Origin of the sequence: Sphingobacterium cavernae (assembly GCF_008520265.1) — a bacterium.
GTDB lineage: Bacteria > Bacteroidota > Bacteroidia > Sphingobacteriales > Sphingobacteriaceae > Sphingobacterium > Sphingobacterium cavernae.
Genome location: NZ_VIQM01000006.1, coordinates 47752 through 73438, shown reverse-complemented (window position 1 = coordinate 73438; position 25687 = coordinate 47752). Strand labels below are relative to the sequence as shown.

The 25687-nt window shown below is 37.0% G+C and carries 38 protein-coding genes; 8 read left to right on the top strand and 30 right to left on the bottom strand.

Annotated elements, in window-relative coordinates:
* The 20 genes from rplO to rplC form a co-directional block, all read right to left on the bottom strand.
* Positions 1-447 (bottom strand): 50S ribosomal protein L15, encoded by a 447-nt coding sequence (rplO, locus tag FLS47_RS00410; RefSeq protein WP_149912427.1) that lies wholly within the window; start codon positions 445-447, stop codon positions 1-3.
* 124 nt (positions 448-571) lie between these two features.
* The gene (rpmD, locus tag FLS47_RS00405; protein ID WP_149912426.1) at positions 572-751 is read right to left on the bottom strand and encodes a 50S ribosomal protein L30; all 180 of its coding nucleotides are present in this window, start codon (positions 749-751) and stop codon (positions 572-574) included.
* A 5-nt stretch (positions 752-756) separates the two neighbouring features.
* Positions 757-1275, bottom strand: coding sequence for a 30S ribosomal protein S5 (rpsE, locus tag FLS47_RS00400; RefSeq protein WP_149912425.1), 519 nt, complete (start codon positions 1273-1275; stop codon positions 757-759).
* A 12-nt stretch (positions 1276-1287) separates the two neighbouring features.
* Positions 1288-1641, bottom strand: coding sequence for a 50S ribosomal protein L18 (rplR, locus tag FLS47_RS00395; RefSeq protein ID WP_149912424.1), 354 nt, complete (start codon positions 1639-1641; stop codon positions 1288-1290).
* Positions 1642-1646: 5 nt separating this feature from the next.
* Positions 1647-2201 (bottom strand): 50S ribosomal protein L6, encoded by a 555-nt coding sequence (gene rplF / locus FLS47_RS00390; protein WP_149912423.1) that lies wholly within the window; start codon positions 2199-2201, stop codon positions 1647-1649.
* 22 nt (positions 2202-2223) lie between these two features.
* Positions 2224-2622, bottom strand: coding sequence for a 30S ribosomal protein S8 (gene rpsH / locus FLS47_RS00385; RefSeq protein WP_149912422.1), 399 nt, complete (start codon positions 2620-2622; stop codon positions 2224-2226).
* Between the two features lie 142 nt (positions 2623-2764).
* Positions 2765-3034, bottom strand: a complete 270-nt coding sequence (rpsN, locus tag FLS47_RS00380) for a 30S ribosomal protein S14 (protein ID WP_149912421.1) — start codon at positions 3032-3034, stop codon at positions 2765-2767.
* Positions 3027-3596, bottom strand: coding sequence for a 50S ribosomal protein L5 (rplE, locus tag FLS47_RS00375; RefSeq protein ID WP_149912420.1), 570 nt, complete (start codon positions 3594-3596; stop codon positions 3027-3029). Before rplE ends, rpsN begins: the two co-directional genes overlap by 8 nt.
* On the bottom strand, positions 3596-3940 hold the full coding sequence (rplX, locus tag FLS47_RS00370) for a 50S ribosomal protein L24 (protein ID WP_149912419.1): 345 nt from the start codon (positions 3938-3940) through the stop codon (positions 3596-3598). Before rplX ends, rplE begins: the two co-directional genes overlap by 1 nt.
* 2 nt (positions 3941-3942) lie before the next feature.
* Positions 3943-4311, bottom strand: a complete 369-nt coding sequence (rplN, locus tag FLS47_RS00365; RefSeq protein ID WP_132777948.1) for a 50S ribosomal protein L14 — start codon at positions 4309-4311, stop codon at positions 3943-3945.
* Between the two features lies 1 nt (position 4312).
* Positions 4313-4567 (bottom strand): 30S ribosomal protein S17, encoded by a 255-nt coding sequence (gene rpsQ / locus FLS47_RS00360; protein ID WP_046674872.1) that lies wholly within the window; start codon positions 4565-4567, stop codon positions 4313-4315.
* Positions 4568-4580: 13 nt separating this feature from the next.
* Positions 4581-4799 (bottom strand): 50S ribosomal protein L29, encoded by a 219-nt coding sequence (gene rpmC / locus FLS47_RS00355; protein WP_149912418.1) that lies wholly within the window; start codon positions 4797-4799, stop codon positions 4581-4583.
* Between the two features lie 95 nt (positions 4800-4894).
* Positions 4895-5317 (bottom strand): 50S ribosomal protein L16, encoded by a 423-nt coding sequence (gene rplP / locus FLS47_RS00350; protein ID WP_149912417.1) that lies wholly within the window; start codon positions 5315-5317, stop codon positions 4895-4897.
* A 57-nt stretch (positions 5318-5374) separates the two neighbouring features.
* Complete coding sequence (rpsC, locus tag FLS47_RS00345) at positions 5375-6175, bottom strand: 30S ribosomal protein S3 (protein WP_149912416.1); 801 nt, start codon at positions 6173-6175, stop codon at positions 5375-5377.
* 11 nt (positions 6176-6186) lie between these two features.
* Positions 6187-6618 (bottom strand): 50S ribosomal protein L22, encoded by a 432-nt coding sequence (gene rplV / locus FLS47_RS00340; protein WP_149912415.1) that lies wholly within the window; start codon positions 6616-6618, stop codon positions 6187-6189.
* A gap of 6 nt (positions 6619-6624) precedes the next feature.
* A complete protein-coding gene (rpsS, locus tag FLS47_RS00335; RefSeq protein WP_132777943.1) occupies positions 6625-6891 on the bottom strand; it encodes a 30S ribosomal protein S19 in 267 nt (88 codons plus the stop codon).
* Positions 6891-7718, bottom strand: coding sequence for a 50S ribosomal protein L2 (rplB, locus tag FLS47_RS00330; protein WP_149912414.1), 828 nt, complete (start codon positions 7716-7718; stop codon positions 6891-6893). The genes rpsS and rplB overlap by 1 nt, the downstream gene beginning before the upstream one ends.
* A gap of 7 nt (positions 7719-7725) precedes the next feature.
* Positions 7726-8016: a 50S ribosomal protein L23 gene (gene rplW, locus FLS47_RS00325; RefSeq protein WP_149912413.1), complete on the bottom strand. Its 291-nt coding sequence runs from the start codon at positions 8014-8016 to the stop codon at positions 7726-7728.
* 1 nt (position 8017) lies between these two features.
* On the bottom strand, positions 8018-8647 hold the full coding sequence (rplD, locus tag FLS47_RS00320; RefSeq protein ID WP_149912412.1) for a 50S ribosomal protein L4: 630 nt from the start codon (positions 8645-8647) through the stop codon (positions 8018-8020).
* Positions 8648-8652: 5 nt separating this feature from the next.
* On the bottom strand, positions 8653-9270 hold the full coding sequence (gene rplC / locus FLS47_RS00315) for a 50S ribosomal protein L3 (RefSeq protein WP_149912411.1): 618 nt from the start codon (positions 9268-9270) through the stop codon (positions 8653-8655).
* Between the two features lie 365 nt (positions 9271-9635).
* On the opposite strand from rplC, the gene FLS47_RS18350 reads away from it, so the two are divergent.
* From FLS47_RS18350 to FLS47_RS18340, 3 genes are all read left to right on the top strand, one after another.
* Positions 9636-10016 (top strand): DUF3078 domain-containing protein, encoded by a 381-nt coding sequence (locus FLS47_RS18350; protein WP_394349491.1) that lies wholly within the window; start codon positions 9636-9638, stop codon positions 10014-10016.
* 33 nt (positions 10017-10049) lie between these two features.
* A complete protein-coding gene (locus FLS47_RS18345; RefSeq protein WP_223225064.1) occupies positions 10050-10196 on the top strand; it encodes a hypothetical protein in 147 nt (48 codons plus the stop codon).
* Between the two features lie 114 nt (positions 10197-10310).
* Complete coding sequence (locus FLS47_RS18340) at positions 10311-10469, top strand: hypothetical protein (protein WP_223225063.1); 159 nt, start codon at positions 10311-10313, stop codon at positions 10467-10469.
* A gap of 55 nt (positions 10470-10524) precedes the next feature.
* On the opposite strand, the gene FLS47_RS00305 is transcribed toward FLS47_RS18340, so the two are convergent.
* From FLS47_RS00305 to FLS47_RS00265, 9 genes are all read right to left on the bottom strand, one after another.
* The gene (locus FLS47_RS00305) at positions 10525-10704 is read right to left on the bottom strand and encodes a hypothetical protein (RefSeq protein WP_149912410.1); all 180 of its coding nucleotides are present in this window, start codon (positions 10702-10704) and stop codon (positions 10525-10527) included.
* A 225-nt stretch (positions 10705-10929) separates the two neighbouring features.
* Positions 10930-11289 (bottom strand): CoA-binding protein, encoded by a 360-nt coding sequence (locus FLS47_RS00300; RefSeq protein WP_149912409.1) that lies wholly within the window; start codon positions 11287-11289, stop codon positions 10930-10932.
* 19 nt (positions 11290-11308) lie between these two features.
* Positions 11309-12496: a serine hydrolase domain-containing protein gene (locus FLS47_RS00295; protein WP_149912408.1), complete on the bottom strand. Its 1188-nt coding sequence runs from the start codon at positions 12494-12496 to the stop codon at positions 11309-11311.
* Between the two features lie 116 nt (positions 12497-12612).
* A complete protein-coding gene (locus FLS47_RS00290) occupies positions 12613-14244 on the bottom strand; it encodes a pyruvate dehydrogenase complex dihydrolipoamide acetyltransferase (protein ID WP_149912407.1) in 1632 nt (543 codons plus the stop codon).
* A 47-nt stretch (positions 14245-14291) separates the two neighbouring features.
* Positions 14292-15287: a pyruvate dehydrogenase (acetyl-transferring) E1 component subunit alpha gene (pdhA, locus tag FLS47_RS00285; protein WP_149912406.1), complete on the bottom strand. Its 996-nt coding sequence runs from the start codon at positions 15285-15287 to the stop codon at positions 14292-14294.
* Positions 15288-15457: 170 nt separating this feature from the next.
* The gene (hisS, locus tag FLS47_RS00280) at positions 15458-16840 is read right to left on the bottom strand and encodes a histidine--tRNA ligase (RefSeq protein ID WP_149912405.1); all 1383 of its coding nucleotides are present in this window, start codon (positions 16838-16840) and stop codon (positions 15458-15460) included.
* A 67-nt stretch (positions 16841-16907) separates the two neighbouring features.
* Complete coding sequence (rnc, locus tag FLS47_RS00275; protein WP_149912404.1) at positions 16908-17636, bottom strand: ribonuclease III; 729 nt, start codon at positions 17634-17636, stop codon at positions 16908-16910.
* 78 nt (positions 17637-17714) lie between these two features.
* Positions 17715-18968: a beta-ketoacyl-ACP synthase II gene (gene fabF / locus FLS47_RS00270; RefSeq protein ID WP_149912403.1), complete on the bottom strand. Its 1254-nt coding sequence runs from the start codon at positions 18966-18968 to the stop codon at positions 17715-17717.
* Between the two features lie 27 nt (positions 18969-18995).
* Positions 18996-19232 (bottom strand): acyl carrier protein, encoded by a 237-nt coding sequence (locus FLS47_RS00265; protein WP_149912451.1) that lies wholly within the window; start codon positions 19230-19232, stop codon positions 18996-18998.
* A gap of 269 nt (positions 19233-19501) precedes the next feature.
* On the opposite strand from FLS47_RS00265, the gene FLS47_RS00260 reads away from it, so the two are divergent.
* The 4 genes from FLS47_RS00260 (at position 19502) to FLS47_RS00245 (ending at position 23325) form a co-directional block, all read left to right on the top strand.
* Positions 19502-19999: an IPExxxVDY family protein gene (locus FLS47_RS00260; protein WP_149912402.1), complete on the top strand. Its 498-nt coding sequence runs from the start codon at positions 19502-19504 to the stop codon at positions 19997-19999.
* Positions 20000-20124: 125 nt separating this feature from the next.
* Positions 20125-21555, top strand: coding sequence for a pyruvate kinase (pyk, locus tag FLS47_RS00255; RefSeq protein WP_149912401.1), 1431 nt, complete (start codon positions 20125-20127; stop codon positions 21553-21555).
* A 134-nt stretch (positions 21556-21689) separates the two neighbouring features.
* Positions 21690-21920 carry a hypothetical protein gene (locus tag FLS47_RS00250; RefSeq protein WP_149912400.1) on the top strand — a complete coding sequence of 77 codons (231 nt, stop codon included), beginning with the start codon at positions 21690-21692 and terminating at the stop codon, positions 21918-21920.
* On the top strand, positions 21892-23325 hold the full coding sequence (locus FLS47_RS00245) for an IS701 family transposase (protein WP_317131670.1): 1434 nt from the start codon (positions 21892-21894) through the stop codon (positions 23323-23325). Before FLS47_RS00250 ends, FLS47_RS00245 begins: the two co-directional genes overlap by 29 nt.
* A 39-nt stretch (positions 23326-23364) precedes the next feature.
* Here FLS47_RS00245 and FLS47_RS00240 read toward each other — a convergent pair whose 3' ends face one another.
* Positions 23365-23724 carry a hypothetical protein gene (locus tag FLS47_RS00240; protein ID WP_149912398.1) on the bottom strand — a complete coding sequence of 120 codons (360 nt, stop codon included), beginning with the start codon at positions 23722-23724 and terminating at the stop codon, positions 23365-23367.
* Between the two features lie 110 nt (positions 23725-23834).
* Between FLS47_RS00240 and FLS47_RS00235 the strand changes: the two genes are divergently transcribed.
* Positions 23835-25685 (top strand): sensor histidine kinase, encoded by a 1851-nt coding sequence (locus tag FLS47_RS00235; RefSeq protein WP_149912397.1) that lies wholly within the window; start codon positions 23835-23837, stop codon positions 25683-25685.
* Positions 25686-25687 lie beyond the last annotated feature (2 nt).

The following is a 25687-nucleotide window of genomic DNA, read 5'->3' as shown; positions in this document are numbered from 1 at the left end:
TTAAAGTTTTACGATAGAACCACCTGCAGCTTCGATTGCTTTTTGAGCCGACGCTGAGAATGCATGCGCTTTAACTTCAACTTTAGATTTTAACTCACCACGACCCAATACTTTTACTAGGTCATTTTTAGAAGCTAAACCATGAGCTTTTAATGTATCGAAATCAATAACAGTTAAGTTATGTTTTACGATTAAAGCTTCTAATACGTCTAAGTTCACACCATTGTATTCTACGCGGTTAGCATTTTTGAAACCGAATTTAGGTACGCGACGTTGCAAAGGCATTTGACCACCTTCGAAACCGATTTTAGTAGAGTGACCTGAACGTGAGCCAGCACCTTTGTGACCACGTGTAGATGTACCACCACGACCAGAACCTTGACCACGACCAATACGTTTTCTGTTTTTTGTTGAACCAGCTGCTGGTTTTAAATTACTTAAGTTCATTTTTTAAACTAAGATTGTGTTGCCCCTTCGCTTTCACTATACAGGAAACAACGATTAACAAATAATATTAATAAACAACTAATGGAAAGAACCGAAATTCTTTCCATATAGTATTTTTTGCTTATTAGATAGCTTCTACAGCTACCAAATGGTTTACTTTACGTACCATTCCGATAATAGCTGCTGTAGCTTCTACTTCTACAGAGTCATTGATTTTTTTCAACCCTAATGCCTCAATAGTTTTCTTTTGGCGCTCGCTTCTGTCGATAACGCTCTTTATCTGGGTAATTTTGATTTTTGCCATGATAATTAACCGTTAAATACTTTATTTAAATCGACACCGCGGTGTTGAGCTACTGTATATGCATCACGCATGCTTCCCAATGCTGTGATAGTTGCTTTCACTACGTTGTGTGGGTTTGATGATCCTAATGATTTAGCTAATACGTCTTTGATACCAGCAGATTCTAATACAGCACGCATCGCGCCACCTGCTAATACTCCAGTACCACCTACAGCTGGTTTGATTAATACCGAACCACCTGAGAATTTACCATATTGCTCGTGAGGTACAGTTCCATTGATAATAGGAACTTTTACCAAATTTTTCTTTGCATCATCGATACCTTTAGTGATCGCTTCAGTAACCTCTTTAGCTTTACCTAAACCGTAACCTACGATACCGTTTTCATCACCGACAACTACGATAGCTGAGAAACTAAAAGTACGACCACCTTTAGTAACTTTTGCTACGCGTTGGATGCTTACTAAGCGATCTTTTAATTCAATTTCGCTTGATTTTACTCTTTTAATATTGCTTAATGCCATTATCTTCTTTGATTAAAAGTCTAAACCGCCTTCGCGAGCACCCTCTGCCAATGATTTAACACGGCCGTGGTATAAGTACCCATTACGGTCAAAAACTACTTTATTAATACCTGCTGCAACAGCTTTCTCAGCTACTAATTTACCAACAGCTTTAGATTGATCTACTTTATTACCTGATGCTACGAAATCTTTAGATAAGCTTGAAGCTGCAGCTAAAGTTTTGCCTGTAGTATCGTCGATAACTTGTGCGTAGATACCTTTGTTAGATCTAAAAACTGATAAACGTGGACGCTCAGTTGTGCCAGCAAGGTTTTTTCTAATTCCTTGTTTGATTCGCTCTCTGCGAGATGTTTTACTTCCTGCCATGGTTATTATTTTTTAGCTGATTTACCTGCTTTTCTTCTTAAAACTTCACCCGCGAACTTGATACCTTTACCTTTGTAAGGCTCTGGAGCACGGAAGCTGCGGATTTTCGCTGCTATTTGACCAATTAACTGTTTGTCAACTGATTCTAATGTGATAGTAGGGTTCTTACCTTTTTCAGCAGTAGTTGTAACTGTAATTTCCTTTGGCAATACGAAAACGATCTGGTGAGAGAAACCTAGAGTTAACTCTAATGTATTACCAGTGTTTGCAGCACGGTAACCTACACCGACTAACTCTTGTGTAGTTTTGTAACCTTCAGTTACACCAATCACCATATTGTTTAATAGTGAACGGTATAAACCGTGTAATGCTTTGTGTTTCTTTTGTTCAGTAGGACGAGTTACAAGGATGTTGCCATCTTCTTCTTTGATTGTAATGTCGCTGTCTACTTGTTGTGATAGTTCACCTTTAGGACCTTTTACTGTTACCAGATTCTTATCTGATACAGTCACCGTTACTCCCGCGGGAATAGCGATAGGTGCTTTTCCAATTCTTGACATTTCTTTGTGTTTTTTTCCTAGATTAATAAACGTAACATAAAACCTCACCACCTACATTTTGTAAGCGAGCTTCTTTATCTGTCATCACACCTTTCGATGTAGACAAGATAGCGATACCCAAACCGTTCAAAACGCGAGGCATGTTGTCAACACTTGCATACTTTCTTAAACCAGGTTTACTCACACGTGTCAAAGTGCGAATAGCCGGTACTTTGCTAATTGGGTTATACTTCAACGCAATTTTGATAGAACCTTGAGGTCCTTCTTCTACGAATTTGTAATTAGCAATGTAACCTTTGTCAAAAAGAACTTTTGTGATTTCTTTTTTTAGGTTCGATGCAGGAATTTCAACAACCCTGTGGTTGGCCTTAATGGCATTCCTTACTCGTGTAAGGTAATCCGCTATTGGATCTGTATTCATTATGTAAAAATATTGTGACAATGGTTTCCAATACTCATTTGAGCACAAGACCTACTGTCTGTTAAAAATTAAATTGCAATGCAAAAGCCCTGATAAGTCTTATTTCAGACTTATCCGGGCAAAAATAGTTATTTTTTCTTGATTACCAAGAAGCTTTTGTAACCCCTGGGATTTTACCATCAAGTGCCATCTCACGGAAAGTAACACGAGAGATACCAAATTGACGCATATATCCTTTAGGACGACCTGTTAATTTACAACGATTGTGTAAACGAACTGGTGAAGCATTTTTAGGTAATTTATCTAATGCTGCGTAGTCTCCAGCTTCTTTAAGAGCTGCACGTTTAGCTGCGTATTTAGCAACTAATTTTTGACGTTTTACTTCGCGTGCTTTTAATCCTTCTTTAGCCATTGTTGTTCGAATTTTGATTTTTGAATGGTAAACCGAATTGTTTTAATAACTCCAACGCTTCGATATCGTTTCCAGCAGAAGTCACGAATGTGATATCCATACCTGAGATTTTATTGATTTTGTCAATGTTGATCTCTGGGAAGATGATTTGCTCTGTGATACCTAAGTTGTAGTTACCTCTTCCGTCAAAACCTTTGTCATTGATACCACGGAAATCGCGGATACGAGGCAAAGATACTGCGATCAAACGGTCTAAGAATTCGTACATATTGTTGTCGCGTAATGTTACACGAGCACCAACTGGCATTCCTTTACGAAGTTTGAAGTTAGAGATATCCTTTTTTGATTTGGTAGCAACTGCTTGCTGACCAGTGATCAAAGTTAATTCAGCGATAGCGTTATCGATTAATTTTTTGTCTGCAGTAGCAGCTCCTACACCTTGTGAAACAACTATTTTCTCAAGTTTTGGAACTTGCATAACGCTTTTATACTGGAATTTTTCTTTAAGCGCAGTACGGATTTCCTCCGCATATTTTGCTTTTAATCTTGGTACGTAAGTCATTATTTAATTTCCTCCCCTGATTTTTTAGCGTAACGAACAATTTTGCCATCTGCATTCACTTTACGACCTACACGAGTCGGAGCTCCTGTTTTAGGATCGATCAAAGCTAAGTTTGAGATGTTGATAGCAGCTTCTTTCTCGATAATACCACCTTGAGGATTAGCTGCACTTGGTTTAGTGTGTTTTTTTACGATGTTAGCGCCTTCTACGATAGCTCTGTTTGCATCCACTAAAATTTGCAATACTTTTCCTTGAACACCTTTAGAGTTACCAGCGATAACTTTCACTAAATCACCTTTTTTAAGTTTGATTTTGTGAGTTGTTGTTGTTTTTTTGTAAGCCATAATTATAAAACCTCCGGTGCTAGTGATACAATCTTCATGAACTGTTTCTCACGTAATTCACGAGCCACAGGGCCGAAGATACGTGTTCCACGTGGTTCATCATTATTATTTAATAATACTGCAGCATTGTCATCGAAACGAATGTAAGAACCATCTTTACGACGGATTTCTTTTTTCGTACGTACTACAACCGCTTTAGAAACTGATCCTTTTTTAACGTTTCCTGAAGGCATAGCGCTCTTTACAGATACAACAATCTTATCTCCGATTGATGCGTAACGCTTGCGCGTGCCACCCAACACACGGATTACTAAAACTTCTTTAGCACCGCTGTTGTCAGCTACATTTAGTCTTGATTCTTGTTGTACCATGTTATTTAGCTCTTTCTATTATTTCAACTAATCTCCAGTTCTTTGTTTTACTCAGCGGACGAGTTTCCATGATTAATACCGTATCGCCGATACCGCAGGTATTAGTTTCGTCATGAGCTTTGAATTTAGTAGTTTTCTTAACGAATTTACCGTAGATAGGGTGTTTTACTTTACGTTCAACAGATACTACGATAGACTTGTCCATCTTGTTGCTAACTACTAAGCCGATTCTTGTTTTTCTTAAATTTCTTTCCATTTTCGACTTGAATTTATGCCTCAGAGGCTGTTTCAGATTTTGCTGCATTTTTACGCTTAGAAACCTCAGTTGAGATTTTAGCGATATTTTTGCGAGCTGCTTTTAAAACGTTAGGGTTTTCTAAAGCAGAAACAGCATGTGCAAATTTTAATTTGTTTAACGCCGCTTTTTCTTCAGCTAATTTAGCTGTTAAAGCTTCTGTTGTTAATTCTACGATTTCTGAATTTTTCATTTTGTTCAGTTTTAATGCTGGGTTATCAATTCTGTTTGTATGATGCCTCTCGAGTAACGGTCGAGAGGCTAAACTATTGACATTACCAACGATTTTTATGCTTCTACGTAATCTCTACGTATTACAAACTTAGTTTGTACCGGTAATTTTTGAGCTGCAAGGCGTAAAGCTTCTTTAGCAATTTCTAAAGATACACCTTCTGCTTCGAATAACATACGGCCTGGGCGAACAACTGCTACCCAATACTCGGGAGCACCTTTACCTTTACCCATACGTACCTCTGCAGGCTTTTTAGTAACCGGTTTGTCAGGGAAGATACGGATCCATACTTGACCTTCACGTTTCATAAAACGTGTTACCGCGATACGAGCTGCCTCGATTTGACGGCTAGTGATCCATGCTTCTTCCATTGATTTGATACCGAAAGAACCGAAAGCTAATTCTGCTCCACGAGAAGCATTACCTTTCATGCGGCCTTTTTGCATCTTTCTGAACTTCGTTCTTTTTGGCTGTAACATGTTCGTATTTTTTTAATCCCGACCTGACGTCGGGACATTTTTAAATCTTGTTATTAATTAATCTTTTTTAGCACCACGGTTGTTTCCGCCACGGTTTCCACCACGGTTGTTGTTATCACGACGACCACCACGGTTATTACCGCCACGGTTGTCACGACGATCAGCACCGCCTTCGTTACCGCCACGAGTTTTCGTGTTAGAAGTTTGACCAATGTTAGGAGATAAGTCACGTTTACCGTATACTTCACCTTTACAGATCCATACTTTGATACCAATTTTACCGTAAGTAGTTAATGCTTCTGCTAAAGCGTAGTCGATATCAGCACGCAATGTGTGTAGAGGAGTTCTTCCTTCTTTGTATTGCTCAGTACGAGCCATCTCAGCACCACCTAAACGGCCTGAACACATGATTTTGATACCTTCTGCGCCCATACGCATTGTAGAAGCGATAGAAGTTTTCATTGCACGACGGAATGAAATACGTGCTTCTAATTGCTTAGCTACACCTTCAGCTACTAATTTAGCATCTAGCTCTGGACGTTTGATCTCGAAAATGTTGATTTGAACATCTTTTTTAGTCAGTTTTTTCAACTCTTCTTTGATCTTGTCTACTTCTTGACCACCTTTACCAATAACGATTCCTGGACGAGCCGTGTGAATAGTTACAGTGATGCGTTTTAAAGTTCTTTCGATAACAACTTTAGCTACGCCACCTTTTGCGATACGTACAGAAAGATATTTTCTGATTTTATGGTCTTCAACTAATTTATCGGAATAGTTCTTTCCGCCGAACCAGTTAGAATCCCATCCTTTGATGATACCTAATCTGCTACCTATTGGATTTGCTTTTTGTCCCATTCTATAATAAATTAGTTGTTAACGTTATTTAAACTATCTACTACCAATGTTACGTGGTTTGAGCGTTTGCGCACTCTGTATCCACGACCTTGAGGAGCTGGACGTAATCTTTTTAATTGACGACCACCACCTACTGATACTTCTTTGACGAAAAGAGCGCTGTCAGCGACAGATGCACCTTCGTTACTAGATTCCCAGTTTTTGATTGCAGATAATAACACTTTCTCTACGCGAGCTGCTGCCTCTTTGCTTGAATGTTTAAGAATGTAAAGAGCGTTCTCTACTTTCTCGCCACGGATCAGATCCACTACTAAACGCATTTTACGTGGTGAAGTAGGGCAATTCAATAATTTGGCAGTAGAAGCTCCTCCTGTTTGAGCTTTTGCCTGCTCTTTGCGTTGTCTGATTAGTACAGACTTCTTAAGTTTTTTTGTTGCTTCCATTACCTATTATTTTTTCTTTTCTGCGTGGCCTTTGAATGTACGCGTAGGCGCAAATTCACCAAGCTTGTGACCAACCATATTTTCTGTTACATAAACTGGAATAAATTTATTCCCGTTGTGCACTGCGAAGGTATGGCCTACAAAATCAGGTGAAATCATTGATCTACGAGACCAAGTTTTGATTACCGATTTTTTGTTTGTTTCATTCTGAGAAAGAACTTTTCTTTCTAAGTTGTGATCGATGTAAGGACCTTTTTTAATTGAACGAGCCATTATTTTTTCCTTCTTTCAATGATGTAACGATTCGATGTTTTCTTTTTGTAGCGTGTTTTGAAACCTTTAGCTAACACACCTGTACGTGAACGTGGATGACCTCCTGATGTACGGCCTTCACCACCACCCATAGGGTGATCAACAGGGTTCATCGCAACACCACGAACGCGAGGACGACGACCTAAGTGACGCTTACGACCAGCTTTACCTAACACTTGGTTAGCTTTTTCAGCATTTGATACTGAACCAATGGTCGCAACACAAGTCAATAAGATCATGCGAACTTCACCTGATGGCAATTTGATAATAGCATATTTACCGTCACGAGCAGACAATTGAGCATAAGTACCAGCCGAACGAGCGATTGAACCACCTTGACCAGGATTCAATTCAATGTTGTGGATGATAGAACCCAATGGAATGTTTGCTAATGGTAATGTATTACCTACTTCTGGAGCAACTTTTTCACCTGCAATTACAGTCATACCAACTTGTAATCCTGTAGGAGCGATGATGTAACGTTTTTCACCATCCGCGTAGTGCAATAATGCAATACGTGCTGTACGGTTTGGATCGTACTCGATAGTAGCTACTGTTGCTGGGATTTCTTTTTTATCGCGTTTGAAATCTATAATACGGTAAACTTTCTTGTGTCCGCCACCGATATAACGCATAGTCATTTTACCAGTTTTATTACGACCACCTGATCTTTTGTTCGCGCCTACTACTAACGATTTTTCAGGAACGTTTGTAGTAACGTCAGAATAGTCAGCGCCTACTCTGAAACGCGTACCAGGGGTAACCGGTTTGAATCTTTTAACTGCCATTTTTTATTTATATAACACTGTAAAAGTCAATAGTTTCACCATCTTTAATTGTGATGATGGCTTTTTTATACTTAGGAGCTCTTCCAGAAACGAATCCTGCTTTAGTGTAACGGCTTTTTGCTTTACCAGCTACTACTGAAGTATTTACTGCAACTACAGTTACACCAAACATTTCTTCGATAGCAGATTTAATCTGAATTTTGTTTGCTCTATGATCTACTTTGAAAGCATAACGGTTTAATTTTTCCGTTAATAATGAAGCTTTCTCAGTTAAGATAGGTTTTTTAATAATTTCCATATTACTTAGCTAATGCTTCCTCCAAAGTTTTAACAGAATCAGTAGTCAATAATAATTTAGTAGCGTTTAATACATCATATGTATTTAACTCAGCTGCTACGATTACTTTTGCTTTCTTTAAGTTTCTGCTTGATAAATAAACATTGTTATTGTAGTCTGGCAAAACTAATAAAGTTTTTTCGTCAGCTACATTTAATGCGTTTACTAAAGCTACATAGTTTTTAGTTTTGATCGTGTCAAAATTAACTGCATCTAAAACTACAACATTGTTTTCTTGTGCTTTGTAAGACAACGCTGATTTACGAGCTACTTGTTTTAATTTTTTGTTCAATTTGAACGAGTAGTCACGTGGTTGAGGACCGAATACACGACCACCACCATTAAACAATGGAGATTTGATAGAACCCGCACGAGCACCACCAGTACCTTTTTGTTTGTGTAATTTACGAGTAGAACCCGCGATTTCATTACGTTGTTTAGACTTGTGAGTACCTTGGCGTTGGTTCGCTAAGTATTGTTTCACATCTAAATAGATCGCATGGTCGTTAGGTTGTACACCGAATACTGACTCAGGAAGCTGCACCTTGGCACCTGTTTCTTTACCTGATAAATTTAATACATTAACTTCCATCTCTACTATTTGTCTAAGATTACGTAAGAACCTTTAGCTCCTGGGATAGAGCCACTAACAACGATAAGGTTTTGCTCAGCATAAACTTTCAATACTTGTAAGTTTTGAACTTTTACACGATCACCACCCATACGACCTGCCATGCGCATTCCTTTGAATACACGCGAAGGCCATGAAGCCGCACCAATAGAACCTGGAGCACGTAGTCTGTTGTGCTGACCGTGAGTCGCACCACCTACACCACCAAATCCGTGACGCTTCATTACACCTTGAAAACCTTTACCTTTAGAAGTACCAACTACATCAACGTACTCGCCTTCTTCGAATAAAGTTACATCCACGATGTCACCTAGTTGTTTTTCATCTTCGAAAGTTTTGAATTCAACTAGTTTACGCTTAGGAGTCACTCCTGCTTTCGCAAAGTGTCCTTTTAGAGGAGCTGATGTATTCTTCTCCTTAGCCTCGTCATAGCCAAGTTGAATAGCCGAATAGCCATCACTCTCTACCGTACGTATCTGCGTTACCACGCACGGCCCAGCCTCGATTACTGTACATGGGATGTTCTTCCCATCAGCGTTGAACAGGCTGGTCATTCCTACTTTTTTACCAATAATTCCTGACATGTTATAAATTAAATTAATTAAAGTCCATCGAAGCAGTAGGGCTTCGCTCAAGACATACTTTCCCCAATAAGGGACTGCAAAAGTACAAAGATTTTTATAACTATCAAATAATTAGTACATTATTTTTTCTTTAATTCTAAATATTTAACATTCTAAGTCAACAACCTAATTATTGATAGTATAGCAATTGATTTATTAAGCAATTCAAAATTTGCAGGTGTACAATTTGTAAACGTAGCACTACAAACCAAAAAGAATTATATGGTGATAATAAGTAATCTAGCTTACTGAATACCTACTTTTGCCGAAAATTTTAACGTCAATGAAAAAAATTCTTTTCACACTATTAAGCGTCACTTACTAGTATTATTGCTTTCGCACAAGAAGATTCAGCGAAAAATTGGACTATAAAAGGCGAGAACACATTCCTTATTAATCAAAGCTCATTTACCACCTGGGCTGCAGGTGGTGTAAACTCATTTGCTGGGAATGTGATTTTCAATTACGACTTCAATTACAAGAAAGATAAATGGAGTTGGGATAATAAAGTATTAGCAGCATATGGTCAAACTTTTCAAAAAGAAACAGATTGGCGTAAGAATGATGATAGATTTGCTGTCAACTCCTTATTAGGTCATCAATTGACGGAAAAATGGTTGTATACGTTTTTCATGAACTTCAACACGCAATTTGCCAAAGGTTATAAATATGATGCAGATGGAAATGGCGAATTGACTTCCGCATGATTAGCACCGGCATACTTAAGTTTCGGTCCTGGTATGGCGTATAAAGAGTCTGATAATTTTAAGATTAATTTATCCCCAGCTTCTGCACGTTTCGTTTTCGTAACAAATGATCAAATTGACGAAACATTATATGGCTTTGATGCGGGTAAAATTCAAGGTTTGAATTTGGTGCATCATTAGATGCCTATTATAAGAAAGACATCATGGAAAACGTTGCTGTCGAAAACATTTTGCGATTATAATCCAATTATCTTGAAAACCCACAAAATGTCGATATAGATTACAGCTAACTTTATGAAAGCAAATAAATTCATTACCGTAAACGTAGGTGTACAATTGATCTACGATGACAATACAAAAATACCAACATTTGAAAATGGAGTTAAAACTGGCGAAGGACCAAAACTTCAGGTAAAGCAAGTGGTAGGTGCTGGTATTACGTATAAATTTTAGGCTAGACTAACCAACATATAATTGAAAGGAGACCGAAACTGGTCTCCTTTCTTGTCTATTTTGAGAAGCTTACCTGACAAATTCCTTTGTGGATCGTACCTAAAGGTTTCTCAACAGTTCCACTATTTTTATCATTTCCATCTTTACTAACATATATTCTTCTAACTGATTGGGCATGAACATCTACACAACTGAAAATTGTTAGCGCCAACAGTATACTTATTAAGTTCCTCATAATTTATTGGTATAGTAAATCTCTAAACTTAATTGGTTGATTAAAATTACGATTTAGAATTAACTAAAAAGCTAATAAAATTACCCAAAAGATAAACTATATAAATATCGGGAATTAAGGAGTTTGCGCTATTAAACTCCGAGATCGAAAACTACTATGCATAAAAAAAGGTATAACTGATTTTCTCAGTTATACCTTTTGCAATAGCAAGTATAATGCTAGCTATTAATATTGTCCTGTATTTAACATGACCAATGTACACGCTTCTACTGGCTCTATTCCCGCCTCTTTCAGTTTTGCTGAAAGTTCAGGGTTCTCAGTTCCAGGATTAAAGATTACACGCTTTGGCTTTGTATTTAGAATATAATCGTAATAAGGCTCCTGATTTTTTGGCCCTACATATAGAGTAATTGTATCAATATCAGTATGAATTTCCTCTGCAGGCTGAATAGCTACACCAGCAACCTCACCTACCTTTCTACCGACATTGACGATTGGATACCCTTTTCTAACTAATTTATTTGCTACTAAATAAGAATATCTTGCCGTATTTGTGCTAGCACCTAAAATCAATGTCTTTTTCATATACTTAAAATTTATAATATCAATGTTCTACAAATCCACCATTAGCGTCATATGCATTTTGTCTTAATATAGGCATTTCTAGAATTTTATACAACTCATCCAGTTGATTTATACTTCCATTAACCATATTTGACAATAGCACGATAGTCACATCATTCGTTAAATCTCTCACGTAGAGATTTTTAAAGCCATGCCACCAACCCGTATGATAAACTATTTTTTCCTTACCAGAAGTAAACATTCGCCAGCCGTAACCGTAACTAAATACGCCTCTCTTAGCATCAGAACGCGGTACATAAGCCGAATCCAAAAGTTCTTTGCCCAATAATCGACCTTCTTTCAAAGCCTTGTCAAGCAGGAACATATCTTTCACCGTACTGTAGATACCTTTATCTCCTAATGGTCCATCCAAATAATCCTGCACCACCGATCTACGCCACACACGATCATGCCCTATTACATCCGTCGGGATTTTATCGTATTTTACACGTGACAATGCTGCTGTATTCTTCATGCCCGCGGGCTTAAATACATTTTCCTGCATATACGCATCGAAATCTTGACCAGATACTTTCTCTACGATGGCACCCAACAACATATAATTGGAATTATTATAGTGAAATCTTCCATCTGGTTTCCCATATCTCGCAGGTTTATGCTCAATCATCAAATTGATAGCGTCCATGCTAGACATGCCCTTCTTACGATCAGGCCAAATCTTATCTACAAAATAGACGTAATTTGGTAGTCCAGAGCGATGTGTCAACAACTGCCTAACAGTTACACCTTCATATGGAAATCCTGGAAAGAAATCACTTACCAATTGATCTATACCGACTTTTTCCTTTTCTATTAATTGTAAAACAGCTAAAGCAGTCATTGGTTTGCTCACCGATGCCAATTCAAACCGAGAATCTATATGTAAACTATCCTTGTGCAGGTAGTCCGCCCAACCGAAGGAGTTTTGATAAATAATCTTACCCTTTTTTGCAATCAATACATTGCCATTGAATCCAGAACGTTTATGCAATTTCTGCATATACTCATCTACACGAGGATCAAAATTTTTAGCATCATAAATCAAAGCAATACTATCCAGTTCGGATTGTTTCTGCCTAACTTCTTCTTGCTTCTTTGCTTCGGATTTACACGAAATAATAAAAATTGTACTTACAAAAAATGTTACTAACCTTACTAATCTATTCACGCTTCTGATACGATTTTTGAATTCAACTAAATATAAAAGGAATCTAAATTAAAAACCAAAAAAGAAGCCACTTTATTTTATAAAGTGGCTTCTTTTTATGTTAAGCAACAATCTTTTTACGCTAATAAACGAATTGGAGCTTCTAATAATCCTTTTAATGTTTGTAAGAACTGTGCTCCAGTTGCACCATCCACTACGCGGTGGTCACAACCCAATGTCAATTTCATTACATTACCTGGTACAACTGCACCGTTTTTCACTACAGGGACTTGTTGGATCGCACCTACAGATAGGATTGCACCATCAGGAGAATTGATAATTGAAGTAAATTCATCAATACCAAACATACCTAAGTTAGATACCGTAAATGTTGAACCTTCCCAATCTGCTGGAGTTAATTTTTTAGCTTTCGCTTTACCAGCGAAATCTTTAACCTCTGCTGAGATGTGTGATAATGATTTACCATCTGCAAAACGTACAACAGGAACCAACAAGCCATCTTCTACCGCCATAGCAACACCGATGTTAGTATGTTGGTTGAATCTGATTTTGTCACCTTGCCATGAAGAGTTTACGGCAGGATGTTGTTTCAATGAAACAGCAACCGCTTTGATAACTAAATCATTGAAAGATACTTTCACTGGAGCTACCTCATTGATTTGAGCACGCGCAGCGATAGCATTATCCATATCGATACTTACAGTCAAGTAGAAGTGAGGTGCAGTAAACAATGACTCACCTAAGCGACGAGCAATTGTTTTACGCATTTGCGAAACACCAACCTCTGTATATTTTTCCTCGCCAACGAAAGTTGGTAAGCTAATAGTTTTAGTCTCAGATTTAGCTGCTTCTTGCGCTGGAGCAGGAGCTGATTTAGCCGCTGGAACAAAGTTCTCCACGTCTTTTTTCACAATACGACCACCATCAGCTGAACCTTTTACATCATTCAAGTTAATACCTTTGTCTTTAGCAATTTTACGTGCCAAAGGAGAAGCTTTAACTCTTGAATCATCCGAAGATGAAGATGTAGTAGTCGCTGGAGCAGAAGTAGTAGATGCTTCAGGGGCTTTTTCTTCAGCCTTCTCTTCTGCTTTAGGAGCTGAAGATGCTGCAGGTTGATTCAATAATGGCGTGATATCTGTTCCCGCAGGACCAACGATAGCAATAATATCATTAACCTTCGCTGCTTCGCCAGCTTCAAGACCTACATACAACAAAGTACCATCAGCATATGCTGTTACTTCCATTGTCGCTTTATCAGTCTCTACATCTGCAATAGCATCGTCAGATTTGATTGTATCACCTACTTTGAAGTTCCATTGTGCGATAACACCTTCTTTCATCGTGTCGCTCAATAAAGGCATTGTTACAACAGTTACACCTAAATCTTCAGCAGTAACCGAAGGACCCGAAGATACTGGAGCAGAAGTTTCTTCTGCCTTAGCCTTAGACTTCTCTTCCTTAACAGGAGCAGCTTCGCCACCGCTTAATAAGGCTTGGAAATCCTCACCTTCTTCGCCCAAGATTGCAATAATAGCATCAATTGCTACTGCTTCACCATCTTTTGGACCTATATATAACAATGTACCTTCATCATAAGACTCTAGATCCATTGTAGCTTTATCTGTTTCTACCTCTGCTAAAAGGTCGCCAGAGTTCACTTTATCACCAATTTTTTTGTGCCATTTTGCGATTACACCTTCTGTCATGGTATCGCTCATTTTTGGCATTCTTACTACTTCAGCCATGTATTATAGTAGATTAAATCTTTTATAAAAACCTTGAATTATTTGAATTAGTCCATTACAAATGGATAGTCCTCTTGTACATAGATATCTTTGTACAATTCGTCAACTGAAGGATATGGAGACTCTTCCGCAAATTTAACAGAATCATCAACCACTTTCTTAACTTCAGCCTCTACTTCTGCAAACCATGCTTCGTCAGCATATTTGTTCTCTAAAATAGCCGCTTTAGTTGCTAATAATGGATCTCTACCTTTGTACTCTTCTAATTCTTCTTTTGTACGGTATTTAGCAGGGTCAGACATAGAGTGACCTTTGTAACGGTAAGTACGAATTTCTAAGAATGTAGGTCCTTCACCTGCACGAGCACGTTGAACAGCTTCGTCCATCGCATTGTGTACAGCTACTGGATCCATACCATCTACAGGAGCACATGGCATATCAAAACCTAAACCGATTTTATAAATATCCATCATGTTTGTAGTACGTTGTACAGAAGTACCCATTGCGTAACCATTGTTTTCACAAACAAAAATCACAGGCAATTTCCACAACATAGCCATGTTGAAAGTTTCATTCAATGCACCTTGACGCACAGCACCATCACCCATGAAACATACATTCACATTGTCCGTACCTAAATACTTCTCAGCAAATGCTAAACCAGCACCTAATGGAATCTGACCACCCACGATACCGTGACCACCCATCATACCTTTTGACTTATCAAAAAAGTGCATTGATCCACCTTTACCTTTAGAACATCCTGTTGCTTTACCATAAAGTTCAGCCATACATGCATTTGCAGATACACCTTTCGCTAAAGCTTGAGCGTGATCTCTATATGATGTGATAAATGTGTCTTCAGGTCTTGTCGCTGATACAGTACCAGCTACAACAGCCTCTTGACCAATGTATAAATGACAGAATCCACGGATTTTTTGTTGTCCATAAAGTTGTCCTGCTTTCTCTTCAAATTTACGCATGAGTAGCATTGATTTATACCACTCTAGATATGTCTCTTTTGTTATAGGTGTTGAACTCATTTTAAAGTATTGTTTCTTACTTAACCGATTACAAATCTAGTAATTTATATCGATAATTAGGACACTTTTAATTCCTGAATTAAGTAATTTTTGTCATAAATGGATAAAAAATCTAACTTCAAATATTTTCTATCAATAAATTTTTAAAAAATATTTGAAGCCGACATATGCTAGGAACTTAATTGTAGAATCAAATCCTGTACTGTAATTTTTACTTGCTCACCAGAATCCATATTTTTCAAACTCAGAAGTCCAGACTCTTTCTCTTCATCCCCTATCAACAACACAAATGGAATTCGTTTCGCATCCGCATAACTCATTTGCTTTTTCAACTTAGCAGCAGTTGGATACAATTCTGATGGAATACCTGCTTGACGCAATGAAGCCAATAATGGCAGCGTAAATGACTCTATCGATTTATCAAAATTTATTATCAGCACTTTGGTATTCGTAGAGTTTGATTCAGGATACAAATTCAATTCTTCCAAGACATCATAGATACGATCTGCCCCAAAAGAAACACCGACACCAGTCAAACCTTTCAAGCCAAACATACCTGTCAAATCGTCGTAACGACCTCCCCCACCAATGCTCCCCATAGCAACTTCATTAGTTTTCACTTCGAAAATACACCCCGTATAATAATTTAAACCACGAGCTAACGTGATATCTACTTCTACGAATTGTGATAAAACTTGATCGTTCGCAAAAGCTTTTACATAAGAAAATACTTCTTCGATTTCTTGAATGCCCTTTAATCCAGTTTCCGAATTAGCAAGTACAGTTTTTAATTGCGAAAGCTTTTCTTCATTCGAACCTTGCAATTCAATAATAGGCTTCAATGTCTCCAAATCCGCGTTGGTAAATCCTCTTTCCAACAATTCTTTATTAACGCCATCCAAACCAATTTTATCCAACTTATCTATAGCCACAGTCATTTCAACGATGAGTTCAGGTTTACCAATGATCTCCGCTATACCTGTTAAGATTTTACGATTATTAATTTTGATTGTAAAATCTTTCAATCCCAAAGCCAATAAAGCTTCTTGATAAATCAAAATAAATTCCGCTTCATTCAACAAACTTTCTGACCCCACAACATCCACATCGCACTGATAGAATTCACGATAACGACCTCTTTGCGGACGATCAGCACGCCATACCGGTTGAATTTGAAAGCGTTTAAATGGTAAAGCAATATCGTTTTGATGCATAACAACATACCTCGCAAAAGGAACGGTTAAATCAAAACGTAGTGCTTTTTCGGAAATATGAGGTATTAATTTATTGGAATTTCGCTCTGTTAGCCTTTCTTCTGAAACCTTAGACAAATAATCTCCAGAATTTAGGATTTTAAAAATTAATTTATCCCCTTCATCTCCGTATTTACCTGTAAGTGTAGAAAGATTTTCAAACGAAGGTGTTTGGATTTCATTATACCCAAACTTTTTGAAAACTGTTTTGAGCGTATTGAATATATAATTTCTTTTCTCCATTTCAGCAGGAGAAAAATCACGTGTACCTTTTGCCAATGATGGTTTAATTGCTGCCATACTGCAAAGGTAAGATAACAAAGCGAATATGAAATAATCAAGCGAAAGAATATCGCTCAAAGTGAGATTACAAAATCTTTAGGTAGTCACAAGCTTTTTCTGCAGCTAATTTTTCAGCACTTTTCTTATTGAAATCACGACCTAAGCCACATACCTCACCGCTTACTACAACTTCAATACTGAACATTTTAGCTGATTCACCTTCAGGATTTTCAATAAGATTGAAAACAACTTCTTTGCCTTCTTGTTGACACCACTCTATCAAACGACTTTTGAAATTAGATTCAGTGATTTCAAGTGTTTCGATATCAACATGTGGTTCAATAATCCGAGTTAACAAAAATTCTTTGGTGAACAAGTAACCTTTATCCAAATATATTGCACCTACAACAGCCTCAAAAGCATCACCTAAAAGAGATCCTTGCTTTGTGGGATACGATATCATCCGCGAATCGTATTGAATCAATTGGTCAAAGCCCAATTTGCGAGAAAGTTGGTTTAAGTTAGCACGAGACACAATTTTGGAACGCATCTCTGTCAAAAAGCCCTCGCCTTTGTAAGGATACAATTTGAACAGCAATTCTGCAATCACCGAACCAAGCACAGCATCACCTAAAAATTCAAGACGTTCGTTGCTATTTTTGACACCTTCTTTGATCGGAACAGCCACAGATTTATGACGGAAAGCCATTTGATATAACTTCACATTACCAGGTACAAATCCCAGTATATTTTTGAGCTTTTTATAATAAGCTCTATTACGCGAAAAATATAATTTATATATCTGCAATGACATTTTCCAACTGCTAAAAAGTAGAAATAGGTAGTTTAATTTATTTTAAACTACCTATCAACTTTTTTATCTTACTCAATACTAACCTTTATACTTTTTGAAGATTACAGTAGCATTATGTCCACCAAAACCAAAAGTATTACTCAAAGCGGCTTTTACTTCACGCTTTTGAGCGGTATTAAATGTGAAATTCAAATTGTTATCTATTTCAGGATCATCTGTAAAATGATTAATCGTCGGAGGGACAATATCATTTTTAACAGCTAATATAGAAGCGATAGCTTCTACAGCACCTGCTGCTCCCAACAAGTGACCTGTCATAGATTTGGTAGAACTGATGTTTAATTTGTAAGCGTGCTCGCCGAATAAATCAACGATGGCTTTTGTTTCACTAATATCCCCTACTGGTGTAGAAGTTCCATGCACATTGATGTAATCAATGTCTGAAAACTGCATTTCTGCATCATTGACTGCCATAGTCATTGCTAACTTAGCGCCCAATCCTTCAGGATGTGATGCTGTAATATGATGCGCATCAGCACTCATACCACCACCTACAATCTCCGCATAAATCTTAGCTCCACGAGCTAAAGCATGATCTAAACTTTCTAAGATAATAGCTCCTGAACCTTCACCAGATACAAAGCCATCACGATCTTTATCAAAAGGACGTGACGCCGTTTTCGGGTCGTCATTTCGTGTTGATAATGCGTGCATTGCGTTGAAACCACCAATTCCAGCTTCGTTTACCGTAGCTTCAGAACCACCTGTAATGATTATATCAGCTCTACCCATACGAATATAAGTAAAGGCATCAATCATTGCATTCGTTGCTGAGGCACACGCCGACACAGCTGAAAAATTTGGCCCGCGCAAACCATGACGCATAGAAATGTGTCCTGGCGCAATATCAATAAGCATTTTAGGAATAAAGAATGGGTTGAAACGAGGCGTCCCATCTCCTTTGGAAAAAGAAAAAATCTCTTCTGTAAAAGTAGTTAATCCTCCAATACCCGCTCCCCAAATAACACCAATACGGTTTCTGTCCAATTTATCAAAATCCAATTCTGCATCTTTTACGGCTTCATCAGTAGAAGCAATAGCATATTGCACAAAAGGATCCACCTTGCGCGCTTCCTTTCGATCCATATATTGAAGAGGATCAAAATTCTTAACCTCGCAGGCGAATTGTGTTTTAAATTTAGACGCATCAAAATGCGTAATAGGAGCAGCACCACTTACACCATTAACTAACGATTCCCAAAATTCAGAAACCGTATTACCTATTGGTGTAAGTGCGCCTAATCCTGTTACAACTACTCTCTTAAGCTCCATTTATTATGTTTGGCCTAATAAAATTAGTTAGTTAACGTTTTTCTCTAAGTAAGCAACTGCTTCACCAACTGTGCCGATGTTTTCAGCTTGGTCATCAGGAATTGCTACGTTAAATTCTTTTTCGAACTCCATGATCAACTCAACTGTATCAAGTGAGTCTGCACCTAAATCATTCGTGAAAGAAGCTTCTGGTGTTACTTCATTTTCATCTACACCTAACTTTTCAACGATAATTGCTTTTACTCTTGATGCGATATCTGACATGATTAAATAGTTTAATTGTTTAATAAATCTGTGCAAAGAAAAATAAATTTACTCATATATCAAACCTTTTTGATATTTAGGTACAAAATAAAACATCAAACGTCCGCTAAAGTACCCAGTCCCATTACTTCGGAATTGAATAAATATTTATATTCAATTATACTAATTCCAACAAGCAATTACAAAAAAAGTTCACATTTTAAGAGCTAAATTATTTAATGCGTATTAATTATTGTAATTTCGTATTAAATTAAATTTTAGGCTAGATTTTGAACAAAGTAACTTTTAAACTCGATCTTGATTTCGACTTAGAGCTAGATTTTACTTTAATAGGTATTAGCTCATCTTTAAGAGATTATAGACTTTGCCACTTCATAAATAAGCATACAGGATTGCATTTCCAATTTGGAAAGGAATCCCCTATCGATCACAATGGAAATATCAAATCCAAGCCTCAAGAAGAATTAGATTACCATATCATTACAGAGAAAAATAAGTCTAAAACTTCAACACACAGCTTTCCAATGTATCGATATTGTTGCGAAAGTTTTGAGTATGAATATTACATTATCAACAATAAGAGTCTTGAAAATGGCGTTCTAATTCCAGAATTGGCTAGTTTTGATTATTTCATGTTGATCAAACATTACATTGACATAGAAGATTTAAATAAGTTAATCGACAACTTAAAATCAATCAATGACATAATGTTGGTAAAAGAAATTGAACCAACTTCATTGAAATCTAAAGAAAATCTAATATTTTAGCAAACTCTTTAGAAAGTGTACTATTTACACTTTGAGAAAAGATATATAATTATGCCTAAATATTACATCCGGTCTGTACAATTAAAAAGATCTGGGTGTTATTTGTAATAAAGAATAAAACTCAAATGAAGAAAATTCAAAAAAGAACGAAAATAGTCGCAACGCTAGGCCCTGCATCAGCACAAAAAGAGGTATTAACTCAACTGATTGCTAAAGGTGTAGATGTGTGCAGACTAAACTTTTCGCATGGTAGTCAAGAAGACCATTTAAAAGTAATCAACACGATCAAAGAGATCAACGCAGAACACCCATTTCATGTTGCTATCTTAGCCGATCTTCAAGGGCCAAAAATTCGTATTGGAAAAATGAAAGAAGGCGGTGCTATTCTTGTTAATGGCACACAGATCGAAATGACTACACAAGAGTTGATTGGTGATGAAAAAAGAGTATACATCACTTATGAAAACTTCCCTAACGACGTAAAAGAAGACGAAATTATATTATTAGACGATGGTAAATTGCAATTGCGTGTACTATCGACAAACCATAAAGATTCTGTAATCTGTGAAGTAGTTCATGGTGGCATTTTAACTTCTCGTAAAGGTGTAAACCTTCCAAACACAAAAGTTTCTATCCCTTCATTGACAGAAGAAGATTTAGACAATTTGAACTTTGCATTAGATCACGGCGCAGACTGGATTGCGATGTCATTCGTACGTTCGGCTGAGGATATCGTTCAGTGTAAAGAAATCATTGCAGCTAAAGGCAGTCATGCTAAAGTAATCGCGAAAATCGAGAAACCTGAAGCTATTGAAAACATTGATGCAATTATCGAAGCTACTGATGCTATCATGGTAGCACGTGGTGACTTGGGCGTAGAGTTGCCAATGGAAGAAGTTCCAGGTTTGCAAAAGATCATCGTTCAAAAATGTCGTAACTTGTCTAAACCAGTAATCATCGCTACACAAATGTTGGAGAGTATGATTACTACTCCGCGTCCTACACGTGCAGAGGTGAATGACGTTGCAAACTCGGTATTAGATGGTGCTGATGCGGTAATGTTGAGTGGTGAAACTTCTGTTGGTGAATTTCCCGAAATCGTTATCGAAACAATGGCGAAAATCATTACGCATGTAGAATCTACTTCTTATCCGTATTACAGCGCGAGAAATGATGCTGCAAATCCAGAGACTGTTATTCAAGATTCAATCTGTGGTTCATCTATTTTCTTAGCAGAAAAAACGAAAGCTTCAGCTATTGTTGTTATGACATCGTCAGGTTACACAGCACTTGAAACTTCTAGCTACCGTCCTAATGCGAATATTTATGTATTTACTGGTAATACACAATTATTAAATCAACTGAGCTTAGTATGGGGCGTTAGTACATTCATTTACGAAAAATTCGAGAGTACAGATGGTACAATCCAAGATGTAAATGAATTATTAAGTCAAAATCAATTGGTTGATCCAGGACAGATTGTAATTAATACAGCTTCGACGCCTTTACATAAAAAAGGAAAAACGAACACAATCCGCGTTTCTGTGGTTCAATAATATACAAATGGCGAGATAAATATCTCGCCATTTTCTTGACTTTGGCTGTTTACTAGATATTTTAAAAAAAAATGCAATGATTTTTGATTTATCGAATTTTTTTTATAACCTAACATCTAGTTAAACAACTAGATATGGGATATCCAACAAAAGTTCAAGTGATTAAACGCGCTAAAAGTGAACAGTGGTATGTTAACTTTCCAGCCGCAGTTGCTCAAGCTATTGAATTTCAACAAGGAGAAATTGTAGAGTGGGTAATAGATGATCATCAGCGACTTGTTCTTCAACGAAGTGACGAGTCTGTAAAAGACCTTAAAAAAAACTTCCCAAAAAAGCATAATCGCTCATTTTCAATATCTTTTTGAACAATGTAGTTCGGCTTTTAATCAACACCGTACCTTTCAGAGAGCCCGCAGTTTAGCATTGGGTTTGCTATGTAGTCTAGGTCGATGTACAGTGACTGGTATGTTAACAGCAAGTGGCAATCAATTTAAAGATTGGTCTGCAGCATACCGTCTATTTAAGGGGAGCCGAATGAATCTAAAAGATATTTTTGGGGTAATTCGAAAACAAGTTGTTCTTTTGAATGAATCAGAGGATAGGTATATCTATGCGCACATGGACGATACCCTATTGCGAAAGACAGGGAAGAAAATATATGGTTCAGGTTGGCTACGTGATCCATTAGGCCCTCCGTTTGCTAATAATTTTATTTGGGGACAGCGATTTATTCAAATATCACTATCCCTTTTACAGAAAGATATTTATGGTCCCTCACGTGCTATTCCTGTAGATTTTTTACATTGTCCTCCAATTGCTAAACCTGCGAAAGATGCTAGCGAGCAAGAAGTAGCAATTTTTCGTGAGCGGCAGAAGAAAGAAAAAATGAGCGCAGTAGGTATTGAGCGAATTATACAGTTGCGTCAAGATTTGAATCAAGATGGATACCAATTGCGAAAACTCATACTCAGTGTAGATGGTAGCTATACCAATGAGACCGTGCTACGCAAATTACCTGAAAATGTAGTTTTGTTAGGACGTATTCGTAAGGATGCTAAACTGTATGCTTTACCTACGCAAGAGAAAAAACCTGGTTCCCGCGGACGTAAAGCCTATTATGGGCAAGAGTTACCAACGCCAGAACAAACCAAGAAAGATGACGCTGTACCTTATCAGTCTATCGAGGTTTGGGTCGCTGGAAAGATAAGAGAATTACAGGTAAAAGTGCTCAAGGATATACGTTGGAAAAAATCTGGTGATAAAAATTTAATGTTGATTGTAATCAAGCCTATTGGATATAGATTAACTAAAAAGTCTAAATTACTCTACCGAAACCCCGCATATTTAATCTCCACTGATCAAGAAATAAATCTCAAAACTTTAGTTCAATCCTACATACGAAGATGGGAAATCGAAGTGGGGTTTAGAGATCAAAAAAGCTTAATGGGGTGTGGACAAGCACAGGTGAGAGAAAAACAAGCCGTGCAAAAAGTGCCAGCGTTCTTATCAGCTTGTTACGGTATGCTTCTACTTGCTTCACACAAAGCTAATCAACTAAATAATGATAAACTTCCAGCTCCAAAATGGTATAATAAACAAGGACAAAATAGAACAACAACAGGTGACATATTAAATGCGGTTAGGTTAGAAAACTGGGCTATAAGCTCAAAAATCAATTTAACCGACTTCGTGAACATTGAAAATAAATTAGCGAAACAAGGTAAAATCATGAATAATGCTGTTTCTTCTTTAATATATATGAGAAACTAGCCAAAGTAAAGCAAATGGCGAGATAAATATCTCGCCATTTTATTTTTTATATTTGCCTAGAAATTTTAGGGAATCTGGCTGAACTTTTAAATCAATCTTATCTAAATTCTCTGTACCAGGCATCGGAGCCAGACCTTTTCCATTTAATTTCTTCACAGACATAGCGTAGGACTCTTCCTCTTTCTTAGTATATACGTTCGGAATAGCGACGGAATTATCACCCTTTTGAATATAAGAATCCAAATTCACAGGTTTTCTCTTTTGTAATGAATCTTGCAGCGGTAAATCGATATTGGGCAATGAAAATCTTTTATATTTTGCTTCCTTACCTTTATGTTGCGCATAGGCAAAGAAATAACAAAATCCGACCATTGAAAAAACTAAAAAGAATGCTTTCATAAACTTATTGGTTATTAAACAATTAAAGTTATCAATTAATGGTTACGCATTCAAGTTAAAATCTGTTAAATGAGGCTATTAACAAGTAATCATTGTTATTTTTGTATGGAATGAAGAAAAAAAGCATCTCACTTATAATATGGCTGATGTCAATTGCCTTACTTGGCGTAATGGCGATGCAATATTATTTTATCCGTGAAACATATTATCAAGAATCTCAGCTTTTTGACGAAAAAGTAAATACTTCTTTGTCTAAGGTCGCTTCGGAAATCGAAAAAACAGAGATACAAGATTCATACAAAACACAGGGTAGAATAAATCGAGATAAATATATTGCTGAGCAAAAAAAACAACAAAAACTAGCTCAACAGGTAAGTATTCAAGAAGAAATCGACAGGCTACGCACTAAACAGCAACAGAATTACGAAAAATTTAAGGAAGCCGATGAAGAACTGAAATCGAGGTATCCAAATGTTACGCCTATTGACAATTGGTTTTTTGAAACCTATTATAAAAACAAGCAGAACCGTAAATTTATTCAGATTCGCTTGGAGCAAGAGCCTATTATAGGCACGACACTTGCCAACACCTACGTAATCGTGTCAGCAACCCGAGAGATACCAAGAGTTTCTGCAAAAGATGATTCTGTTCGATATGTTATTTCAGAATTTGATTTATTAACGGGTTTTGTCAATTGGTATCAGATAGCTACGCTTCCTCCAAAAGAGGATGAAAAAATAAATTTACGCATTAACAATTTACTTAGTCAATTAGATCGTATTCGTGAAGATTTGCTCGCCGAATCCAATCCCGTTACACTGTTTGATACAGTTGCCATCCTCAGTGGAAAGAAAGCTAGTGTAGTAGAAGATTATGCAATGAGCGTACAGTTAGCCAATCGTCCATTGCACAAAAGAATAAATACGCGTCGTGTGCAACAATTGATTCAGCAAGAACTCGGTAGTAGAGACATTCATTCGCCATTCAACATGGAGATTCGCGACCATTTCAAGTTGATTTATCAAACATCAGACCCTCAAACATTATTGGAGCCAGAAAAGTTGACACGCTATACCACCGATTTATTTAAAGGTGATATTGGAGAATCACGCGGACGTCTTTCAATTTATTTCCCCAATAAAAAAAATATAATTGCGCAAAACATCAGTTACTTGATGCTGCCAACTATTGCATTATTTGCACTCTTAGTCGGCTGTTTTGCCTATACATTGAGTATTATTTTCAGACAGAAAAAAATCTCGGAGATGAAGACAGATTTCATCAACAATATGACACATGAGTTTAAAACTCCTGTAGCAACAATAATGATTGCGAGTGAATCTCTGCGAGATCCTGAAATTTCTGCCGATGATAAGCGCGTAAACAAATTGGCAAATATTATTTATGATGAGAATGTACGTTTAGGAAATCATATCGAACGTGTTCTTAATATTGCCAAGCTGGAGAAAGAAGATCTGAAAATCGAGAAAACAGATGTGTATTTGAATAGTATAGTAGAGGATGTATTAGATAGTATGCACCTACAAGTGGATAAAGCTAATGGCACTCTGACTAAAGAACTGTTTGCTAAACACGATCTCGTAATTGGTGATGAATTGCATCTATCCAATGTAATGTTTAATTTAGTTGATAATGCGATCAAATACAGCCCGAATTCACCAGAAATATCTGTTAAAACATACAATTCAAATAATAAGATCATTGTATCAGTGACAGACAAAGGTATGGGAATGACAAAGGATCAAGCAGAAAAAATATTTGATCAATTTTATAGAATACCTACTGGAAATGTACACAATGTAAAAGGTTTTGGCCTTGGATTAAGTTATGTGAATGATATTATCAAACGTTTCGACGGTAAAATAACGGTTAGAAGTGAAAAAGACAAAGGCACAACTTTTGAGGTAGTATTACCACTGAAAAAGTCGTCAAAAAAATAGAT

Bases quoted from the DNA above. Each gene is read 5' to 3' on its own strand.
- rplO (WP_149912427.1), bottom strand. From the start codon at position 447: ATGAACTTAAGTAATTTAAAACCAGCAGCTGGTTCAACAAAAAACAGA.
- rpmD (WP_149912426.1), bottom strand. From the start codon at position 751: ATGGCAAAAATCAAAATTACCCAGATAAAGAGCGTTATCGACAGAAGC.
- rpsE (WP_149912425.1), bottom strand. From the start codon at position 1,275: ATGGCATTAAGCAATATTAAAAGAGTAAAATCAAGCGAAATTGAATTA.
- rplR (WP_149912424.1), bottom strand. From the start codon at position 1,641: ATGGCAGGAAGTAAAACATCTCGCAGAGAGCGAATCAAACAAGGAATT.
- rplF (WP_149912423.1), bottom strand. From the start codon at position 2,201: ATGTCAAGAATTGGAAAAGCACCTATCGCTATTCCCGCGGGAGTAACG.
- rpsH (WP_149912422.1), bottom strand. From the start codon at position 2,622: ATGAATACAGATCCAATAGCGGATTACCTTACACGAGTAAGGAATGCC.
- rpsN (WP_149912421.1), bottom strand. From the start codon at position 3,034: ATGGCTAAAGAAGGATTAAAAGCACGCGAAGTAAAACGTCAAAAATTA.
- rplE (WP_149912420.1), bottom strand. From the start codon at position 3,596: ATGACTTACGTACCAAGATTAAAAGCAAAATATGCGGAGGAAATCCGT.
- rplX (WP_149912419.1), bottom strand. From the start codon at position 3,940: ATGGCTTACAAAAAAACAACAACAACTCACAAAATCAAACTTAAAAAA.
- rplN (WP_132777948.1), bottom strand. From the start codon at position 4,311: ATGGTACAACAAGAATCAAGACTAAATGTAGCTGACAACAGCGGTGCT.
- rpsQ (WP_046674872.1), bottom strand. From the start codon at position 4,567: ATGGAAAGAAATTTAAGAAAAACAAGAATCGGCTTAGTAGTTAGCAAC.
- rpmC (WP_149912418.1), bottom strand. From the start codon at position 4,799: ATGAAAAATTCAGAAATCGTAGAATTAACAACAGAAGCTTTAACAGCT.
- rplP (WP_149912417.1), bottom strand. From the start codon at position 5,317: ATGTTACAGCCAAAAAGAACGAAGTTCAGAAAGATGCAAAAAGGCCGC.
- rpsC (WP_149912416.1), bottom strand. From the start codon at position 6,175: ATGGGACAAAAAGCAAATCCAATAGGTAGCAGATTAGGTATCATCAAA.
- rplV (WP_149912415.1), bottom strand. From the start codon at position 6,618: ATGGAAGCAACAAAAAAACTTAAGAAGTCTGTACTAATCAGACAACGC.
- rpsS (WP_132777943.1), bottom strand. From the start codon at position 6,891: ATGGCTCGTTCAATTAAAAAAGGTCCTTACATCGATCACAACTTAGAA.
- rplB (WP_149912414.1), bottom strand. From the start codon at position 7,718: ATGGCAGTTAAAAGATTCAAACCGGTTACCCCTGGTACGCGTTTCAGA.
- rplW (WP_149912413.1), bottom strand. From the start codon at position 8,016: ATGGAAATTATTAAAAAACCTATCTTAACTGAGAAAGCTTCATTATTA.
- rplD (WP_149912412.1), bottom strand. From the start codon at position 8,647: ATGGAAGTTAATGTATTAAATTTATCAGGTAAAGAAACAGGTGCCAAG.
- rplC (WP_149912411.1), bottom strand. From the start codon at position 9,270: ATGTCAGGAATTATTGGTAAAAAAGTAGGAATGACCAGCCTGTTCAAC.
- FLS47_RS18345 (WP_223225064.1), top strand. From the start codon at position 10,050: ATGGCGTATAAAGAGTCTGATAATTTTAAGATTAATTTATCCCCAGCT.
- FLS47_RS18340 (WP_223225063.1), top strand. From the start codon at position 10,311: ATGAAAGCAAATAAATTCATTACCGTAAACGTAGGTGTACAATTGATC.
- FLS47_RS00305 (WP_149912410.1), bottom strand. From the start codon at position 10,704: ATGAGGAACTTAATAAGTATACTGTTGGCGCTAACAATTTTCAGTTGT.
- FLS47_RS00300 (WP_149912409.1), bottom strand. From the start codon at position 11,289: ATGAAAAAGACATTGATTTTAGGTGCTAGCACAAATACGGCAAGATAT.
- FLS47_RS00290 (WP_149912407.1), bottom strand. From the start codon at position 14,244: ATGGCTGAAGTAGTAAGAATGCCAAAAATGAGCGATACCATGACAGAA.
- pdhA (WP_149912406.1), bottom strand. From the start codon at position 15,287: ATGAGTTCAACACCTATAACAAAAGAGACATATCTAGAGTGGTATAAA.
- hisS (WP_149912405.1), bottom strand. From the start codon at position 16,840: ATGGCAGCAATTAAACCATCATTGGCAAAAGGTACACGTGATTTTTCT.
- rnc (WP_149912404.1), bottom strand. From the start codon at position 17,636: ATGTCATTGCAGATATATAAATTATATTTTTCGCGTAATAGAGCTTAT.
- fabF (WP_149912403.1), bottom strand. From the start codon at position 18,968: ATGGAGCTTAAGAGAGTAGTTGTAACAGGATTAGGCGCACTTACACCA.
- FLS47_RS00265 (WP_149912451.1), bottom strand. From the start codon at position 19,232: ATGTCAGATATCGCATCAAGAGTAAAAGCAATTATCGTTGAAAAGTTA.
- pyk (WP_149912401.1), top strand. From the start codon at position 20,125: ATGAAGAAAATTCAAAAAAGAACGAAAATAGTCGCAACGCTAGGCCCT.
- FLS47_RS00250 (WP_149912400.1), top strand. From the start codon at position 21,690: ATGGGATATCCAACAAAAGTTCAAGTGATTAAACGCGCTAAAAGTGAA.
- FLS47_RS00240 (WP_149912398.1), bottom strand. From the start codon at position 23,724: ATGAAAGCATTCTTTTTAGTTTTTTCAATGGTCGGATTTTGTTATTTC.
- FLS47_RS00235 (WP_149912397.1), top strand. From the start codon at position 23,835: ATGAAGAAAAAAAGCATCTCACTTATAATATGGCTGATGTCAATTGCC.